At 68.6% G+C, this 18,611-nt stretch carries 10 protein-coding genes; 7 read left to right on the forward strand and 3 right to left on the reverse strand.

All coding sequences use genetic code 11. The features are described 5' to 3' along the window. Positions 1-185: 185 nt before the first annotated feature. Genes NYP07_RS02190 through NYP07_RS02200 form a run of 3 tightly spaced genes read right to left on the reverse strand, consistent with a single transcriptional unit; the run spans position 186 to position 5,970 of the window. Positions 186-1,649 carry an ATP-binding protein gene (locus tag NYP07_RS02190; protein ID WP_268146911.1) on the reverse strand — a complete coding sequence of 488 codons (1,464 nt, stop codon included), beginning with the start codon at positions 1,647-1,649 and terminating at the stop codon, positions 186-188. Then, positions 1,646-3,196, reverse strand: coding sequence for a restriction endonuclease subunit S (locus tag NYP07_RS02195; protein ID WP_268146914.1), 1,551 nt, complete (start codon positions 3,194-3,196; stop codon positions 1,646-1,648). Before NYP07_RS02195 ends, NYP07_RS02190 begins: the two co-directional genes overlap by 4 nt. Further along, on the reverse strand, positions 3,193-5,970 hold the full coding sequence (locus tag NYP07_RS02200) for a type I restriction endonuclease subunit R (protein WP_268146916.1): 2,778 nt from the start codon (positions 5,968-5,970) through the stop codon (positions 3,193-3,195). Before NYP07_RS02200 ends, NYP07_RS02195 begins: the two co-directional genes overlap by 4 nt. Positions 5,971-6,022: 52 nt before the next feature. Here NYP07_RS02200 and NYP07_RS02205 point away from each other — a divergent pair, with 52 nt between their 5' ends. From NYP07_RS02205 to NYP07_RS02235, 7 genes are all read left to right on the forward strand, one after another. Beyond that, a complete protein-coding gene (locus NYP07_RS02205) occupies positions 6,023-8,014 on the forward strand; it encodes a monovalent cation:proton antiporter family protein (RefSeq protein WP_268146918.1) in 1,992 nt (663 codons plus the stop codon). An 89-nt stretch (positions 8,015-8,103) separates the two neighbouring features. Then, a complete protein-coding gene (locus NYP07_RS02210; RefSeq protein ID WP_268146920.1) occupies positions 8,104-9,378 on the forward strand; it encodes an acyl-CoA dehydrogenase family protein in 1,275 nt (424 codons plus the stop codon). 288 nt (positions 9,379-9,666) lie between these two features. Further along, a complete protein-coding gene (locus NYP07_RS02215; protein WP_268146921.1) occupies positions 9,667-12,543 on the forward strand; it encodes a TonB-dependent receptor in 2,877 nt (958 codons plus the stop codon). 79 nt (positions 12,544-12,622) lie between these two features. Continuing rightward, on the forward strand, positions 12,623-13,573 hold the full coding sequence (locus NYP07_RS02220) for a glycoside hydrolase family 43 protein (protein ID WP_268146923.1): 951 nt from the start codon (positions 12,623-12,625) through the stop codon (positions 13,571-13,573). Between the two features lie 116 nt (positions 13,574-13,689). After that, positions 13,690-15,444 (forward strand): IlvD/Edd family dehydratase, encoded by a 1,755-nt coding sequence (locus tag NYP07_RS02225; RefSeq protein WP_268146925.1) that lies wholly within the window; start codon positions 13,690-13,692, stop codon positions 15,442-15,444. Positions 15,445-15,451: 7 nt separating this feature from the next. Continuing rightward, on the forward strand, positions 15,452-17,038 hold the full coding sequence (locus NYP07_RS02230) for an aldehyde dehydrogenase (NADP(+)) (protein ID WP_268146927.1): 1,587 nt from the start codon (positions 15,452-15,454) through the stop codon (positions 17,036-17,038). A gap of 32 nt (positions 17,039-17,070) precedes the next feature. Continuing rightward, positions 17,071-18,609, forward strand: a complete 1,539-nt coding sequence (locus NYP07_RS02235; protein WP_268146929.1) for an alpha-N-arabinofuranosidase — start codon at positions 17,071-17,073, stop codon at positions 18,607-18,609. Positions 18,610-18,611 lie beyond the last annotated feature (2 nt).

The following is an 18,611-nucleotide window of genomic DNA, read 5'->3' on the forward strand; positions in this document are numbered from 1 at the left end:
TCCAGCCGAGGAGAAAAAGAAATTGCCGTGGAGGCCCGGCGTCTGGAGGCCAGCCCGCAAAGCTGACCGGCCGAAACATCAAGTGACCGTCAAGTACCGCAGCATGTCCTAAGTCGTTGATTTTCAAGGCACCATCCGCGGGCCGCCGCCGTCTGGTCCCTTTTCCATCAAGTAGCCGACCGCCGTCACGCCCAAAACGGGACGTATTTGCGGTACTTCGGCGGCGCTGCTGCGTCGTGAAGCCGGATTACCTGCTGACCCAGGGCTTCCTTGATCAAGCGGGACGCCACCGCGCTGTTCTTCGTGTCCAGGCCCAGCCGGCCGCGCAAGCTGGTGTTGGTCATGAAATCACGTTCGACGTAACGCAGGCATGCATGCAGGTACACCGCCCGCACGCGGTCCCGGGCATCCATCTTGGTGAGCGGTCGGGGCGCGAACAGCGTGCTGCGGGTGGACTCCCCCACCACCTCGAAGGCCGGGGCCGGCAGTTGGTAGTACTCCGTCTCGAAGACCACCTTGTCCACACCGCTGCCGCGCTCCTCGCAGATGCCCACGCGCCGCATCAGCGAGGCCAGCGCCTCGTTGCGCGAGCGGGGCGGGTGGTCCAGCAGCCGCTGCGTGTCCACCAGGGGCGTGCCGGGGTTGGTGATCTCCAGCCGATCGGTAAACAGCTCCACCATCGGCCCGCTACCAGTCACCGAGAAATCCTGGTGGATCAGCGCATTCGCCACCAGCTCTCGAATCGCCAGTTCCGGATACATTGGCACCGATTTGCGCAGCGCCTGCCCCATCACCTCGTTGCTGGGCAGCAAGCCGTTGATGAACCCCACCAGCCCCTCGAAGGCCGCCGCATAGCCGCGCCCGCCTTCCTGCTCCCGCACCGCCCCCTCGGCCCGGCCGTGGCCCTTGTAGGCAATCACGCGGATGGCTTTGCGCTGCAGGCTGCCAAAGTCGGCCAGACGTCGGGCGAACAGCAGGGCGCCGAGGTTGCGCACCGCCCAGCGGCCGCCGTCCTCACGCACGATCAACTGATCGGCCGTCAGCGCCGACAGCACGCCGCTGCGCTGCTCGGGCAGAGGCAGGCCCATCAGCTCGAAGTAGGCCGGATAGTCCAGCACCCGCAGAACCTCGTCCTCGCCCAGCTTCTCGGCCGCCAGCAACTGCTCGAACGGCGTCGCATCCAGGATGCGCCACAACGTCCGTTCATGCTCCGGGTGGTCCTTGAGCTTCTTCTTGTACGAGCCGATGCGCAGGAATTCCTGGCCGCCGAACTTCACCGGGTGACGGAAGGCGCGGTCGATCTCCAGCAGCACGAGTGGCCTGCCCTCGACCACCGGCCGGTGGAAGCGAAAGCCGATCTTGGGCTCCAGCTGCCGCAGCAGCCAGCTCTCCAGTTCCTCGGCGCCGATGCGCTTGCGCGCTGGGTCGAAGTCCGTGCCCACGAGCGCGTGGCTTGCATCGTCAACGCCCCACAGCAGGTAAGCCTTGGCCTTGCCGTCCAGCGCCGCCGAATTGGCCAGCGCCGAGATGTATTCGCCCAGCGCCTGAGGGTCGCTGTTGTTGTGCTTGAACTCCACCCAGCCCGTCTCGGCCGGCAGGCTCACCAGCTCGTGCACCAGGCTGTGCCAATAGGCTTCGTCTCGGGTCATGCGGGCTCCGAAGTCTTGCGGGCGGGCCGCCCGCGCCGAAGGGGGGAAGCCGCCTCGCGTGCCGCCCGGATACGCGCCAGCAGCGCGGCGGCCGGCTCGTCGGCCGGGTCCTGAGGCACCAGCTGGCCGGCAAAGGCGGCGCGGAGGAGGTTTTGGCGTTGGGCGGTGGCTTGGCGCTCGATGGCGGACACCGAGCTGACCAGCGAATCGAGGGAGTCCAACTGCATCGACAGCGCGAGGGCAATCTCCTGTTGCTCGGCCAGCGGAGGCAGCGGCACCGGCAATTGGCGGCATACCTCCAGCGTCAAGTTGGTCTGCCCCGCCGTCGTCTTGGCCCGTGCCTTGAGCCACGCTTGGGCAACTGGCGACAGCAGGTAGTTGCAGATGAAGCCGGGCAGCACGCCATCCACCGCACGAAAGATGGCGATGGCCTGGTTGATGTTCCATTCCGGGCGACTGTCTGGCACCAGTGCAACCTGCCCAAGGGGTGGCCCAACGATGTTCATGAGCACGTCGCCCGGAACGACCTTCGAGCGAGCGAGGAAGCTCTGATGCGTGGCGGCGGAGACGAAAACCTTGTCCGCCATGTCGAGCACGCCGCGGTCCGTCAGGTTGGTCACGCGGAGGAACGGGATCGCCTTCACTCCCGTCGAGTCGTGCCCTTTGGGTGGCGTGGTGCCTTTGGTGATGAAGGTGCAGAGCTGCTCCGCGCTGGCCCAGGACCAGCCGGGCGGCAGCGCGAGCATGTCTGCCGCGGCCGGCGGCGCCGGCTCGGAGTAGCTTTCCTGCCACCCTTTCGGCGGCGTCTTGCCCTGGGCCTCGAACTTCGCGAGCTGCTGCGCCTCCCAACGAGCGCGGCGTTCGCGCAGGATGCGGGCGAGCAGGTCGGCGCCGGTTTCTTCGGGGGTTGGATGGGTCTCGCGCCAGGCGGCCGTGAGCGAGCCCTCGACGGCGGCCTTGAGCAGGGACTGGCGGTAGTGCCGCAGCTTCTGCTGCGCCGCCTTCAGCTCCGCCACGCCGGCATCGAGGTCGGACAGCAGGCCTTCGAGTTTCTCGACGATGCGGGTTTGCTCGGCGGCGGGTGCAATCGCCAGAGGGAAGCTGGCAAGCGCTGGCGCCTCGATGCTGGCGACCGTGGTGCCGTCCTTGGACGTGGCAGCAAGAACGTCGCGCTCCTTGCCGATGAGTTGCCAAGCCAGGAAGTCGGATGCGATGCCAGCGTGCGGGATGAATGCGCGCATGTCCTGGTTCACCGTGACCGGCAGCGCCGTCACGGCCACTGGCAGGGTGCGCGACAAGATGCCGGAGCGAACGACCAGCAGCACACTGTCCGGCGGTATCAGCGTCAACCGCTGCAACGCCCGCACAGTCACGCGGTCTTCGCTGCCCGTGATGACGCGTGCCTTCATGTCCTTGGGCGAGACCCAGGGGATCGTGCCGTCATCCCAGAAAGCCGGTTCAGCCTTGGACGGCGTGCCTCCGCCGGCAGCTGTGCAGGTTTGCTCAAGACTTGACCAGGCCCAGCCCGCTGGCAATTCACCCCTCACGCCACCAACTCCTCATTCATCCCCGCCATCAGCCCATCCAGCTCCTCGCCAAACAGCCCCCAGGCCTTCTGCAGCCCGCCGCGCGCCGCCAGTTCGGCGTAGTCGAAGTCGTCCCGGGCAATGGAGCAGGAGCTGGCGATGTGCTCCTTCATCAGCCGCAGCCATTCGGTCTGTTCGGGCGTGAAGGCGGTGGCGCGGCGGCCGTTGTGGCGCCAGATCCAGTCGGCAAAGCGTTGGTTCACGGTGTCGGCAAAGGGTTTGAGCTCGGCGTCCAGGCCGAGGGCGAAGCGCAGCAGGGCGACGAGGTCGGTGAGCTGACGCTGCAGGCCGGTGCCCTTGACCTGGGCCGCCTGCACGCGGGCATAGGCGGCCCAGAGGCGGTCGGTGGTGAGCATCAGCGGCGGGCGGGCGATGGCCTCGGCCAGCTCCTGGATGGCCTCCACCGTGAGCGCGCGGCGCTGGTAGGGCTGCTGGTAGAAGAAGCTCAAGGCGGCGAGTTCGTCCTTGTGCGCCTTGGCAAAGTCCGCGAAGGCCTGCACGGTGCGGCGGGCCTCGTCTTCGGCCTGGGCGCCGAAGCCGCTGAAGGCCACGGTGTCGAGGTTGACGTGGTCGATGAGCTGCTCTCGCTCGCGGCGGGCGTGCTCGATCTGCTCGCGCAGCTCGGGGGCGTCGAAGGGCGCGCAGGCGGCGGCCACCCGGGCCTCGCGGGTGGCGCGGATCTCGTCGGGCAGCAGCGTGTCTTCGCTGCGGCTGATGCCTTGGGCGCGGGCGGTGGCCAGTGCGGCCTGGGCGATGGCGTCGGGGTCCAGCGCATGCAGCAGGGCCTTGCCCAGCTCGCGCACGGGGATGCCGCCGCTGGCCTTCTCGATGCGGGCGCGGGCCTTGCCTTCCAGCTGTTTGTCCAGGCGCACGAGGCGGTTGGCCAGCGTCAGCAGGGTGTCGTCGTCGCGCTGGTTCAGGGCCACGGCGTGCAGCAGGTCCTTGAGCGGCACGCCGGGCTTTTGCTCCAGCGAGCGGCTTTCGGTCTTGAGGGACTTTTCCACGCCCACGGCGTCGATGAGGATGAAGCGGGTCTTGGCGCCGTCGGCGCTGGCGCTGACCTTGCGCAGGCCGTTCGCGTCGAGGCTGCGCACGCCGCGGCCCTTCATCTGCTCGTAGTAGCCCCTGGAGCGCACGTCGCGCATGAAGAGCAGCACCTCCAGCGGCTTCACGTCGGTGCCGGTGGCGATCATGTCCACGGTGACGGCGATGCGGGGCGCGTAGTCGTTGCGGAAGGCAGTGAGCACGGCATCGGCCTGCTTCTCGCTGTAGGTGACCTTGCGGCAGAAGGCGTTGCCCTGGCCGTAGATCTCGCGCACGGCCTGCACGATGTCGTCGGCGTGGCTGTCGGTCTTGGCGAAGATCAGGGTCTTGGGCATCTCGCGGCGGCCTGGGAAGAGCTTTGTCTCCACCGCCGTCTTCATGGCCTGCAGCACATGGCGGATCTGGCTGGGGTTGACGACGGAGCGGTCCAGGTCCTTGCCCGTGTAGGCCGTGTCGTCCTCGGTCTCGGCCCAGCGCTTTTTGCGGGTCTGGCGGTCGCGGTGGTCCACCCACTCGCGGGCCTTGAGCTCGGCCCCCTGCCGGGTGATGTCGGTGACGATCTCCCACACGTCATAGCCCACGTTCACGCCGTCGGCCACGGAGTCTTCGTAGCTGTACTCGGCCACGACGTTCTCGCTGAAGAAGCCGTAGGTGCGCTTGTCGGGCGTGGCGCTGAGGCCGATGAGGAAGGCGTCGAAATAGTCCAGCACCTGCTTCCAGAGGTTGTAGATGCTGCGGTGGCATTCGTCGATGACGACGAAGTCGAAGGTCTCGATGGGCAGTTCAGCGGCGTAGCCGACCACCCGGCCCGGCTTGACGGCGCGAGCCACATCGGCGGCGGGAATGTCTTCGGCGGATTCGTCCAGTGCTTCGCCGCTGAGCGCGGCGTACATGCGCTGGATGGTGCTGATGCAGACCTGGGCGTGGCGGTCCACCCCTGCGCTGCCGACGCGCTGCACGTTGTAGAGCTCGGTGAAGGTGCGGCCGTCATCGGGCGGCGTGTAGGCCATGAACTCCTGGTGGGCCTGCTTGCCGAGGTTGCGGGTGTCGACGAGGAACAGGATGCGCCTGGCCCCGGCGAACTTGAGCAGGCGGTAAACGGCCGTGATGGCCGTGAAGGTCTTGCCGGCGCCGGTGGCCATGTGGATGAGGGCGCGTGGACGGTTGGCGGCCAGAGACTGCTCCAGGCCGGTGACGGCGGCGGTCTGGCAATCGCGCAGGTTCCGCGAGGCCAGGGGCGGCATGGCGTCGCGCAGGCGGCGGCGCAGCGTGGCGGGCTGGGCCGCCCAGGCTCCCAGCGTCTCGGGGCGGAAGAAGCTGAACACCTCGCGCGAGCGCGGGGCGGGGTCGCGCCCGTCGGTGAAGCGCGTGAGCTGGCCGGTGGCTTCGAACAGAAAGGGCAGGGGCAGGCTATTGGCGCGCCACTTCAGGCGTGAATGGGCGTAGCGTTCGGTCTGGCTCTCGGTGACGACGAGCTGCTCGCCGGCCTCGTCGCGCTTGGCCTCGATGACGCCGACGGCCTCGCGGTTGACGAAAAGCACGTAGTCGGCGGGGCCGGTGTCGGTGGGGTATTCGCGCACGGCCACGCCCGGCGCCGCGCTGAGGTTCAGCTGGGCGTAGTCCTGCACCTGCCAGCCGGCGGCGCGCAGGCGTTCATCGATGACTTGGCGGGCCTGGGCCTCTGGGGTCATGCATGCTCCCGGTTTGCGGCCTGCATTGTGGCCGCCCGAATACCATCGCCCGGTGACCTCCCTGGACCTCGCCCTGCTCTATCTCGTGGCCGCCGTGCTCGGCGTGGTGGCCTGCCGCTCGCTGAAGCTGCCGCCCATGCTGGGCTATCTGGCCGTCGGCGTCACGATCGGGCCGAATGCGCTGGCCTTCGCCCACGACTCGGCCAGCATCCAGTACCTGGCCGAGTTCGGCGTCGTCTTCCTGATGTTCGTCATCGGGCTGGAGTTCAACCTGCCCAAGCTGCGCGCGCTGAAGACGGCCGTGTTCGGCCTGGGCCTGGCCCAGGTGGTGCTGACGATCGCCGGCGCGATGCTCGGCAATGCGCTGCTGGTGGCCGGTTTCGCGGCGCTGGGCTGGGCCTGGGACCTGGGCTGGCGCGGCGCCCTGGTGCTGGGCGCGGCCATGGCGATGAGCTCCACGGCCATCGTCGTCAAGCTGATGGCCGAGCGGCTGGAGCTGGAGAGCCCGCACGGCCGGCTGGTCATGGGCGTGCTGCTGTTCCAGGACCTGGCCGTCGTGCCGCTGCTGGTGCTGATCCCGGCGCTGAACAGCGGCGCCGCCGAGATGGCCGACGCGCTGGCCGTGGCCGCCGTGAAGGCGGCCGTGCTGCTCGGCCTGCTGCTGTACGGCGGCCAGAAGCTGATGCGCTGGTGGCTCACGCTGGTGGCGCGGCGCAAGAGCGAAGAGCTCTTCATGCTGAACCTGCTGTTCGTCACGCTGGGCCTGGCCTGGCTGACCGAGCATGCCGGCCTGAGCCTGGCGCTGGGCGCCTTCGTCGCCGGCATGCTGATCGCCGAGACCGAATACAAGCACCAGGTGGAGACCGACATCCGGCCCTTCCACGACGTGCTGCTGGGCCTGTTCTTCATCACCATCGGCATGAAGCTGGACTGGCATCCGCTGGTGGACAGCTGGTGGCTGGTCATCCTGCTGACGACGCTGCCCGTGCTCGCCAAGTTCGCGTTGATCGCCGCGCTGGCGCGGCTGTTCAGGTCGCCGCCCGGCGTGGCCCTGCGCACCGGCCTCTACCTCGCGCAGGCCGGCGAGTTCGGCTTCGTGCTGCTGACGCTGGGCGCCCAGCAGCGCCTGATCGGCGCGCCCTGGGTCAGCCCGGTGCTGGCGGGCATGGTGCTGTCCATGCTCGTCACGCCCGTCATCGTGATGTACAGCAACCGCATCGTCATGAAGCTCAGCAGCAGCGACTGGCTGATGCAGTCCGTGCAGCTGACCACCATCGCCAGGAAGGCCATCAAGAGCGAGGCCCACGTCATCATCTGCGGCTACGGCCGCTCGGGCCAGAATCTGGCGCGGCTGCTCGACGGCGAGCGCATCCCCTATATGGCGCTGGACCTCGACCCCGACCGCGTGCGCCAGGCCGCCGCCGCCGGCCAGAACGTCGTGTTCGGCGACGCGGCCAAGGTGCAGAGCCTGATGGCCGCCGGCCTGGCGCGGGCCAGCGCCGTCGTCGTCAGCTACCACGACACGCCCTCGGCGCTGAAGATCCTCCACCTCGTGCAGGCCCATGCCCCCAGGGTGCCCGTCATCGTGCGCACCATCGACGACACCGACCTCGAGAAGCTGCGCGCCGCGGGTGCCACCGAGGTCGTGCCCGAGGCCATCGAGGGCTCGCTGATGCTGGCCTCGCATGCGCTGGCGCTGGTGGGCGTGCCGATGCGTCGCGTCATCCGCATCACGCGCGACGCGCGCGACCGCCGCTACGGCCTGCTGCGCGGCTACTTCCACGGCGCGGACGACGACACCGCCGACGAGCTCGACCAGGCGCGCCTGAGCTCGGTCACGCTGCCCACGGCCAGCCCCCACGCCGGCCGGCCTCTGGACGAGCTGGCCCTGCATGCCCTCGGCGTCGCCGTGGTGTCGCTGCGCCGCGCCGGCGGCAAGGGCCAGCAGGTGGCCGGCGCGACGCTGGCCGGCGGCGACACCCTGGTGCTCAGCGGCACGCCGGCCGCGCTGGCGCTGGCCGAGGACAAGCTGCTGGTGGGTTGAAGACACCCACAGTTTTGATGCCTGGGTGACAAGCGCGCGGCGAGGGCTGCGCCAAACTGGCGCCACCCGCACTCGAACCAAGCCGCGTCATGAATTTCGACTACAGCCCCAAGGTCGTGCAGATGCGCGAGCGCCTGCTCGCCTTCTTCGCCGAGCACATCACGCCGAACGAGCAACGCTATCTCGACGAGGTGGCCGCCAACCGCCGCGCCGGCAACGCCTGGCAGGCCACCAAGCTCATCGAGGAGCTCAAGCCCAAGGCCCGCGCGGCCGGGCTGTGGAACCTCTTCCTGCCCAAGTCGAGCCGCGCGCCCGAGGGCCTGTCCAACCTCGAATACGCGCCGCTGTGCGAGATCATGGGCCGCGTGTTCTGGGCGCCCGAGGTCTTCAACTGCTCGGCCCCCGACACCGGCAACATGGAGACGCTGGAGCGCTACGCCTCCGAGGCGCTGAAGGACCGCTGGCTGGAACCGCTGCTGCGCGGCGAGATCCGCTCGGCCTTCCTGATGACCGAGCCCGCCGTCGCGTCCAGCGACGCGACCAACATCGAATGCCGCATCGAGCGTGACACGAGCAATGGGGGCGACGACTACGTCATCAACGGCCGCAAGTGGTGGAGCTCCGGCGCCGGCGACCCGCGCTGCGCCGTCTACATCGTGATGGGCAAGACCAACCCCGAGGCCGGCAGGCACGAGCAGCAGTCCATGATCGTCGTGCCGGCCGATGCGCCCGGCATCACCGTCGTGCGCCCGCTCTCCGTGTTCGGCTACGACGACGCGCCCCACGGCCACATGGAGGTCGAGCTGAAGAACGTGCGCGTGCCCGCCGGCAACATCCTGCTGGGCGAGGGCCGCGGCTTCGAGATCGCGCAGGGGCGCCTCGGCCCCGGCCGCATCCACCACTGCATGCGCAGCATCGGCGCGGCCGAGCGCGCGCTGGAGCTGATGTGCGAGCGCGCCATCGCGCGCACCGCCTTCGGCAAGACCCTGGCCCAGCAGACCGTCACGCAGGAGCGCATCGCCGAGGCGCGCTGCATGATCGAGCAGGCGCGCCTGCTGACGCTGAAGGCCGCCTACATGATGGACACCGTGGGCAACAAGGTCGCCAAGGCCGAGATCGCGATGATCAAGATCGTCGCGCCCAATATGGCGCTGCAGGTCATCGACTGGGCCATCCAGGTCTTCGGCGGCGCGGGCGTCTCGCAGGACACGCCGTTGGCCATGATGTGGGCCCACCAGCGCACGCTGAGGCTGGCCGACGGCCCGGACGAGGTGCACCGCAACTCGCTGGCCAAGCTGGAACTGGCCAGCCACATGAAGCTGCCGGCCGACAGGGTGCGCATGCCGGTCACGCGCGGCGGCTGAGCACGGCCGCGCCTGCGGCTCGACCCCTTCCAACGGCGCCTCTGGCGCCGTTGTCGTTCTGTCTCCACGGCGGCATCGGGCCGCCGAACTTCTGCGGGGCCGGGGCGCATCGGGGCTAACCCGGACAGCCGATGCGCAAACCAGCATCGAGAAGTCCAAAAATGTGATTAGTCGCGGATCGGTCACTTCCCTAGCATGAGTTTCATACCCCAGCCCACAGGCCCGCTTAGAGGCTCTAGACGGTTGCCGAGGTTGGCCGCTCATTCCCAAAACGATCCCGGAGACAAGATGAAGAAACCAGCCCTGGTGCTGCTGCGCGCAGGCACCGACACCCAGCGTTTCGCCCTGAGCCTGACGGCCGCCGCCGCGCTGGCCGCCCTGGCCACCACCGCCGTGGCCCAGGAAGCCGCCAAGACCGAGGCGCAGCAGCTGGACACGGTGACCGTCACCGGCGTGAAGGCATCGCTGACCAAGAGCCTGGCGGTCAAGCGCACCAGCGACCAGGTCGTGGAATCGGTCGTCGCCGAAGACATCGGCAAGCTGCCCGACAACAACGTCGTCGAGGCGCTGCAGCGCGTGACGGGCATCCAGGTCACGAACCGCGCCGGCGGCGAAGTCGGCACCCTGTCCATCCGCGGCATGCCCGACGTCGAGACCACGTGGAACGGCCGCAACATCTTCACCGCGTCCGGCACGCAGGTCGCGCTGCAGGACATCCCCTCGACGCTGGTGCGCCAGATCGACGTCTACAAGACGCGCGACGCCAGCCAGCTGGAAACCGGCATCGCCGGCCAGATCGACGTGAAGTCGCTGCGCCCCTTCGACTTCAAGGGCGCGAAGTTCTCGCTGTCGGCGCGCGACACCTATCTCGACCCCGCGAAGAAGTCGAACCCGCAGCTGAGCGCGATGGCCAGCGACCGCTGGCAAACCGGCATCGGCGAGGTCGGCGCCCTGGTCAACCTGTCGATGACCCGGACGAACTACCGCAACGAGAGCGTGACGCCGGGTGCGATGGTGCCGTTCGCCAGCCCCAATGCCGGCGAAGACCCGGCCGGCTACACGCCGCTGCAGCGCATCTTCGACACCGCCGTCTGGACGCCCGGCACCCATGCCGGCCTGCCGGAGGCGGCGGGTTCGACGCTGAACTTCAACGGCAAGGCCTACCCCTACTACCTGTCGCGTGACGCCATCTTCCAGAGCGACGTCCAGGGCAGGCGCGAGCGCCCGGCCGCGAACCTCGCGCTGCAGTGGAAGCCCAACGAGGACGCGGTGTACACCTTCGAGTCGATGTACAACGGTTATCGCGACAAGACTTTCAACCAGCTGCTGTTCAGCTTCGTGGACTGGTGGGGCAACCTGGGCAGCAACCCCGCGGGCTCGATCACGACCTACCCGGGCACGAACATCATCAAGACCCGTACGGTCGGTTCGGTGTATGGCTTCAACAGCGGCGACTACACCACGTCGGCCACCGATTCCTACATCTACGCGCTGAACGGCAAGTGGAACCTGGGCGACCGCCTGCGCCTGGACGGCGACCTGTCCTACCAGACCAGCAAATACCACTCGGAGTTCACCGCCACCCGGATCGATCGCGTGGCGGATGCCATCAACGTCGACTTCAATTCCGGCGGCGGCAATATGTCGTTCCACTTCAACGACGATGCCAAGCTGACCGACCCGACCCAGTGGAACGTGGCGCAGTTCTACGACAACGCCAACCGCAACGAGGGCAGCGCCGGGACGGCCAGCCTGTCGGGCAGCTACGACGCCGACTGGGGCGCCGTGAAGACCCTGCATTTCGGCCTGCGCTACGACGACCGCAAGGCGTCGGAGGCCAACCGGACGCAGTCGGCCTACCTGGGCAAGAACCTGGCCACGCTGGGTTCGAACTACTACTGGACCAACTCGGGCTTCGGCACGGACATCTCCAGCGTTCCGCGCACATGGATGGAGCCCCATGCCTATTACATCCGCGACCACATCGACGATTGGCGCAAGCTCTATCACGCGGCGGACGCGAACTTCCTGACGACGGACCAGCTGCATCTGCAGAAGACCTTCGACGTCGATGAGAAGACGAGCAACCTCTACCTGATGGCGGACACCGAGAACGAGCTGCTCGGCCACACGCTGAAGGGCAACTTCGGCCTGCGCTACACCAACGTCGGCACCGACATGACCTTCTACAAGGTCGATGCGACGACCAAGGCGGTCACGCCGTCCAGCGCCAGCAAGTCGACCGGCAAGTTCCTGCCCAGCCTGACCCTGCGCTACGACCCGGCCAAGGACGTGCTGCTGCGCTTCAACTACGGCGAGACGCTGCGCCGCCCGAACTTCGGCGACCTGAATCCCGTGCTGCAACTGGGCGACGACGTCTCCAAGGTCGGTTATGGCTCGGGCGGCGGCGGCAATCCCGACCTGAAGCCGACGCGCTCCAAGAACCTCGACCTGACGGCCGAGTGGTATTTCCAGAAGGACAGCGCGCTCTACGGCACGGCGTTCACGCGCCGGATCGAGGGCCTGGTGGTGGGCCTGCGCCACAAGGTCCACGTCGACCGGGCCAACGACCCCTTCGCCAACTCGACCTCGGGCGGCGACCACAGCAACGGCTACGACTACGTCATCAACTCGCCGGTCAACGCCTCCAACGGCCGCATCAGCGGCTTCGAACTGGGCACGGTCTATTTCCCCAAGGGCCTGCCGTGGATCCTGGACGGCCTGGGCTTCCAGGGCAGCTACACGCAGCTGAGCTCGTCGCAGAACGTGCCCGACGCCAACGACGCCGGCGTCATCGTCGCCCAGCTGAAGACGCCGTTCTTCGGCGTGTCGAACCGCTCCTACAACGCGACGCTGGCCTACGAGAAGGGCCCGGTCGGCGCACGCCTGTCCTATGTCTGGCGCTCCGGCTTCCTGGCCGGCAACGAAGCCGCGCTGTTCGCCAACCCGATCGGCATCTGGCGCCACCCGGAACACAGCCTGGACTTCCAGCTGACCTACAACATCAACGACCGCATGTCCTTCGATGTCAGTGGCGTCAACCTGACCAACGAGAAGCAGCAGCAGTATTACCACTTCGGTGACGCGGGCAGCGCGCAGACGACCAACTTCGGCACGGTCCAGATCGGCCGCTCGTTCTCGGCCGGCTTCCGCTGGAAGCTGTAAGCAGCCACGCGCTGCAGCCACGGGGCGTTGCCGCATTCGGCGGGCAGCGCCCCTTTTTTCTTCGAGAGATTCCTTCGCGATGTCCGACCTGCTTGAGCCGCTGATCCGCCAGCGCGCCGACCCCCACATCTCCCGCCATGCCGATGGCTTCTACTACTTCACCGCCTCGGTGCCACAGTACGACCGCATCGAAGTGCGTCGCGCGACGACGATCCAGGGCCTGGTGGATGCCCCCGTCTTCGACGTCTGGCACAAGCCCGACACGGGGCCGTGCGCCGAGCTGATCTGGGCGCCCGAGCTGCACTTCAACGACGGCGCCTGGGTTGTCTATTTCGCCGCGGCGCCGTCGCGCGACATCGTCGGCGGCCTGTTCCAGCACCGCATGTTTGCGCTCCGGAACAGCGCGGCCGACCCGCTCGGCGGGCCCTGGGAGTTCCTCGGCCAAGTGGATTCCGGCATCGACAGCTTCTGCCTGGACGCCACCAGCTTCAGCCATCGCGGCCGGCTCTACTACCTGTGGGCGCAGAAGGATCCCGCCATCCCCGGCAATTCCAATCTCTACATCGCGCCGATGAAGACGCCCTGGCAGCTCGGCGGCCCGCCCGTCATGCTCAGCAAGCCCGAGTTCGACTGGGAATGCCGCGGCTTCCTCGTCAACGAGGGGCCGTCGGTGCTGATCCGCCAGGGCCGCGTCTTCATCAGCTACTCGGCCAGCGCGACCGACGAGAACTATGCGATGGGCCTGCTGTGGGCCGACGAGAACGCCGACCTGCTGGCCGGCAACAGCTGGCACAAGTCGCCCGAGCCGGTCATGCGCAGCTGCGCCGAGGACAGCGTCTTCGGCCCCGGCCACAACAGCTTCACGGTCGGCGCCACGCCCGGCGAGGTGCTGCTGGTCTACCACGCCCGCACCTACACCGGGATCGAAGGCGACCCGCTGTGGAACCCCGACCGCCACACGTTTGTGAAGCCGCTGCGCTGGAGCGCCGACGGCATGCCGGTCTTCGGCAAGCCCTCGCGCCGGGACTGATACCGGAAACGGCATCGATGCCCAAAGGAATTTGATTGGATTGCAATTCCGCCGCTCCCTAGCATCGAATCAGAGCGGCACTTCCGCCCGCTGTCAGAACGACCTCGAGACAAGACATGACGACTGAGGACAAGAAGCGCAAGCTCAAGCTGCGCTCCGCCGAGTGGTTCGGCAGCCAGGACAAGAACGGCTTCATGTACCGCTCCTGGATGAAGAACCAGGGCATCCCCGACCACGAGTTCCAGGGCAAGCCCATCATCGGCATCTGCAACACCTGGAGCGAGCTGACGCCCTGCAACGCCCACTTCCGCAAGCTGGCCGAGCACGTCAGGCGCGGCATCATCGAAGCGGGCGGCTGGCCGGTGGAGTTCCCGGTCTTCTCCAACGGCGAGAGCAATCTGCGCCCCACGGCCATGCTGACGCGCAACCTCGCCAGCATGGATGTCGAGGAAAGCATCCGCGGCAACCCGATGGACGCCGTCGTGCTGCTGGTGGGCTGCGACAAGACGACGCCGGCCCTGCTGATGGGCGCGGCGAGCTGCGACGTGCCGGCCATCGTCGTCACCGGCGGCCCCATGCTCAACGGCAAGCTCAATGGCAAGAACATCGGCTCGGGCACGGCCGTGTGGCAGCTGCACGAGCAGGTCAGGGCCGGCGAGATCAGCATGCACGACTTCATGGCCGCCGAGGCCGGCCATTCGCGCTCGGCCGGCACCTGCAACACCATGGGCACGGCCAGCACCATGGCCTGCATGGCCGAGGCCCTGGGCACTTCGCTGCCGCACAACGCGGCCATCCCCGCCGTCGATGCACGCCGTTATGTGCTGGCCCATCTGTCCGGCATGCGCATCGTCGAGATGGTCTGGGAGGAGCTGACGCTGTCCAAGGTGCTGACCCGGCAGGCCTTCGAGAACGCCATCCGCGTGAATGCCGCCATCGGCGGCTCCACCAACGCCGTCATCCACCTGAAGGCCATCGCCGGCCGCATCGGCGTGGACCTGGAGCTGGAGGACTGGACCCGCATCGGCCGCGGCACGCCCACCCTCGTCGACCTGCTGCCCTCGGGCCGCTTCCTGATGGAGGAGTTTTATTACGCCGGCGGCCTGCCCGCCGTGCTGCGCCGCCTCGGCGAGGCCGGCCTGCTGCCGCACAAGGACGCGCTGACCGTCAACGGCAAGAGCCTGTGGGCCAACGTCGTCGATGCCCCCATCTACGACGACGAGGTCATCCGCACCCTCGACAACCCGCTGATCCAGGACGGCGGCATCTGCATCCTGCGCGGCAACCTCGCACCGCGCGGCGCCGTGCTCAAGCCCTCGGCCGCCACGCCCGAGCTGATGAAGCACCGCGGCCGCGCCGTCGTGTTCGAGAACTTCGAGGACTACAAGGCACGCATCGTCGACCCCGATCTCGACGTCGATGCGAGCTCCGTCCTCGTCATGAAGAACTGCGGCCCCAAGGGCTACCCCGGCATGGCCGAGGTCGGCAATATGGGCCTGCCGCCGAAGCTGCTGGCCGCCGGCGTGAAGGACATGGTGCGCATCTCCGACGCACGCATGAGCGGCACCGCCTACGGCACCGTCGTGCTGCATGTCGCGCCCGAGGCCCGCGCGGGCGGGCCGCTGGCCGTCGTGAAGGAAGGCGACTTCATCGAGCTGGACTGCGCGGCCGGCCGCCTGCATCTGGACATCTCCGACGCCGAACTGCAGCAGCGCCTGGCCGACTGGGCCGCCGCCCAGGCCGTCGACCCGCAGGACGCCAGCGGCTACCGCAACCTCTACGTGCAACATGTGCTGCAGGCCGACGAGGGCTGCGACTTCGACTTCCTGCGCGGCAAGCGCGGCTCCGCCGTGCCGCGCCATTCACATTGAAATCACCATGAGCAACACCATCCAGGGTCTGGCGCTGATCGGCGGCCAGGCGGTGCGCGGCGCGGGGGCTGCTTTCCAGGCCTTCGACCCGGGCAGGGGCCAAGCCCTCGGCCCCGACTTCAACGCCGTCGACGCGGCGCAGGTGGAACAGGCCTGCGCGCTGGCCGGCGCCGCCTTCGACGCCTTCCGCGCCACCGGCGACCACGAGCGCGCGGACTTCCTCGACCTGATCGCCGCGCAGATCCTCGCGCTCGGCGACGAACTCATCGTCCGCGCGATGGCCGAGACGGGCCTGCCGCGTGCGCGCCTGGAAGGCGAGCGCGGCCGCACCGTCAACCAGCTCAGGCTCTTCGCCGAACTGCTGCGCGAGGGCAGCTGGCAGGACGCCCGCATCGACAGCGCGCTGCCGCAGCGCCAGCCGCCGCGGCCCGACCTGCGGCTGCGCTGCGTCGGCGTCGGCCCCGTGGCCGTGTTCGGCGCGAGCAACTTCCCGCTGGCCTTCTCGGTGGCCGGCGGCGACACGGCCGCGGCGCTGGCCGCCGGCTGCCCCGTCGTCGTGAAGGCGCACTCGGCCCACCCGGGCACGTCGGAGCTCGTCGGCCGCGCCGTCGTCGAGGCGGTGCGCCAGTCCGGCTTGGCCGCAGGCGTGTTCGCGCTGCTGACCGGCAGCGGCCATGGCATCGGCGACACCCTGGTGCGCCACCCGGCCATCCAGGCCGTCGGCTTCACCGGCTCGCGCAGCGGCGGCCTCGCGCTGATGGCCGCCGCGGCCGCGCGGCCTCAGCCCATCCCGGTCTACGCCGAGATGAGCAGCATCAACCCCGTCGTCCTGCTGCCCGGCGCGCTCAGCCGTCGCGGCGCCGACATCGCGACCGGATTCGCGGCGTCGCTGACGATGGGCGTCGGCCAGTTCTGCACCAACCCCGGCCTGGTGCTGGGCCTTGCCGGCGCCGACTTCGACCGCTTCGCCGCCGCGGCCGCCGAGGCCCTCCGGCCCGTGCCCGCAGGCACCATGCTGACCCCCGGCATCGCCAGCGCCTACCAGCGCGGCGAAGAGGTGCTGGCCGCCCAGCCCGCCGTGGCCGGGCTGCTGCGCGGCGCGTCCAGCGGCTGCCAGGGCGCGCCCAGCCTGTTCAAGACGACGGGCGCCGCCTTCCTGGCCAACCATGCGATGTCGGCCGAGATCTTCGGCCCCGCCTCGCTGCTGGTCGCCTGCCGGGACATCGCCGAGCTGCTGGCCGTCATCGAAGGCCTGGAAGGCCAGCTGACCGCCACACTGCAGCTGCAGGACGACGACGAGGACGACATCGCCGCCGCGCGCACGCTGCTGCCGGCGCTGGAGCGCAAGGTCGGCCGCATCCTCGCCAACGGCTACCCGACCGGCGTCGAGGTGTCGACGGCCATGGTGCACGGCGGGCCCTTCCCGGCCACCAGCGACGGTCGCAGCAGCTCGGTCGGCACGGCGGCCATCCAGCGCTTCCTGCGCCCGGTCTGCTACCAGAACCTGCCGCGCGCGCTGCTGCCGGCGGTGCTGCGCGAACCCAACGAGCGCGGCGTCTGGCGACGCCGCGACGGCGCCCTGACGCGCAACTGACGAGCACACAAAACCGATAACGGAGACAAGCGATGAAGAAGACACTGGCCGCCCTTGCCGCGGCAATGACCCTGGCCGCCCAGGCGGCCGACATCAGGCTGGTCGTCGACGCCGACCAGCCCGGCCCCGTCATCCACCGCAACATCTACGGCCAGTTCGCCGAGCACCTGGGCACCGGCATCTACGAGGGCATGTGGGTCGGCCCCGAGTCCAGGATCCCCAATGTGCGCGGCTGGCGCAAGGACGTCGTCGCGGCGCTGAAGGACCTGAAGGTGCCGCTGGTGCGCTGGCCCGGCGGCTGCTTCGCCGACGAATACCACTGGCGCGAGGGCATCGGCCCGCGCAGCAAGCGGCCCGTCAAGGTCAACACCACCTGGGGCGGCGTGGCCGAGAACAACGCCGTCGGCACGCACGAGTTCTTCGACCTCGCCGAGCAGCTCGGCGCCGAGGCCTATGTGAACGGCAACCTCGGCACCGGCAGCCCGCAGGAGATGGCCGAATGGCTGGAGTACATGACGGCCGAGGGCCACTCCACGCTGGCCGAGCTGCGCCGCAGGAACGGCCGCGACAAGCCGTTCCGCGTGCACTACTTCGCCGTCGGCAACGAGGCCTGGGGCTGCGGCGGCAATATGCGGCCGGAACACTACATCGACCTGTACAGGCAGGTGGCGACCTTCCTGAAGACGCCCGAGAACAACCGCCCGCTCTTCATCGCCAGCGGCGGCAATGACCAGCAGACCCACTGGACCGAGGCCCTGTCCAAGGGCATCCAGTGGAACTTCGACGCGATCAACCACCACTACTACACCTTCCCCAGCGGCAAGTGGGAAGGCAAGGGCTCGGCGGTCGGCTTCCCCGAGGCCGAGTGGATCTCGACGCTGGCCAACACGGTCAAGGTCGACGAGACGATCACGAAGAACATCGCCATCCTCGACAGGAACGACCCGAAGAAGCACCTGGGCCTCTATATGGACGAATGGGGCAGCTGGTACGACCCCGAGCCCGGCAGCAACCCCGGCTTCCTGGTCCAGCGCAACACGCTGCGCGACGCGCTGCTGGCGGCCCTGCATTTCCACGTCTTCCACGCCCATGCCGACCGGGTGCGCATGACCAATATCGCGCAGATGGTCAACGTGCTGCAGGCCATGATCCTGACCACCAAGGACCAGCTGGCGCTGACGCCCACCTACCACGCCTTCAAGCTCTACACGCCCTTCCAGGACGCGACCTCGCTGCCCGCGAGGGTCGAGAACAACCCGGTCTACAAGGTCGGCGCGACCGAGATGCCCGAGCTCAGCGCCACCGCCGCGCGCGGCAAGGACGGCAAGCTCTACATCGGCCTGGTCAACGCCAATGCGAACCAGCCAGCCGAGCTGACCCTGCAGGTCGGTGCAAGCGCGCCGAAGTCCGTGCACGGCCAGCTGCTGACCGCAGCCGCGATGGACGCGCAGAACGAGATCGGCAAGCCGGCCCAGGTCACGCCCCTGCCCTTCGACGCCCGGGCCGTCGACGGCAGGCTGACGCTGAGGCTGCCGGCCAAGTCCATCGTCGTCGTCGCCGTGGAGGGCTGAGC

The organism is Pelomonas aquatica (assembly GCF_026712205.1).
Classification (GTDB): Bacteria; Pseudomonadota; Gammaproteobacteria; order Burkholderiales; family Burkholderiaceae_C; genus Pelomonas; species Pelomonas aquatica.

Excerpts from the sequence above, each read along its gene's own strand:
- NYP07_RS02220 (WP_268146923.1), top strand. The coding sequence starts at position 12,623 with ATGTCCGACCTGCTTGAGCCGCTGATCCGCCAGCGCGCCGACCCCCAC.
- NYP07_RS02200 (WP_268146916.1), bottom strand. The coding sequence starts at position 5,970 with ATGACCCCAGAGGCCCAGGCCCGCCAAGTCATCGATGAACGCCTGCGC.
- NYP07_RS02230 (WP_268146927.1), top strand. The coding sequence starts at position 15,452 with ATGAGCAACACCATCCAGGGTCTGGCGCTGATCGGCGGCCAGGCGGTG.
- NYP07_RS02210 (WP_268146920.1), top strand. The coding sequence starts at position 8,104 with ATGAATTTCGACTACAGCCCCAAGGTCGTGCAGATGCGCGAGCGCCTG.
- NYP07_RS02235 (WP_268146929.1), top strand. The coding sequence starts at position 17,071 with ATGAAGAAGACACTGGCCGCCCTTGCCGCGGCAATGACCCTGGCCGCC.
- NYP07_RS02225 (WP_268146925.1), top strand. The coding sequence starts at position 13,690 with ATGACGACTGAGGACAAGAAGCGCAAGCTCAAGCTGCGCTCCGCCGAG.
- NYP07_RS02215 (WP_268146921.1), top strand. The coding sequence starts at position 9,667 with ATGAAGAAACCAGCCCTGGTGCTGCTGCGCGCAGGCACCGACACCCAG.
- NYP07_RS02190 (WP_268146911.1), bottom strand. The coding sequence starts at position 1,649 with ATGACCCGAGACGAAGCCTATTGGCACAGCCTGGTGCACGAGCTGGTG.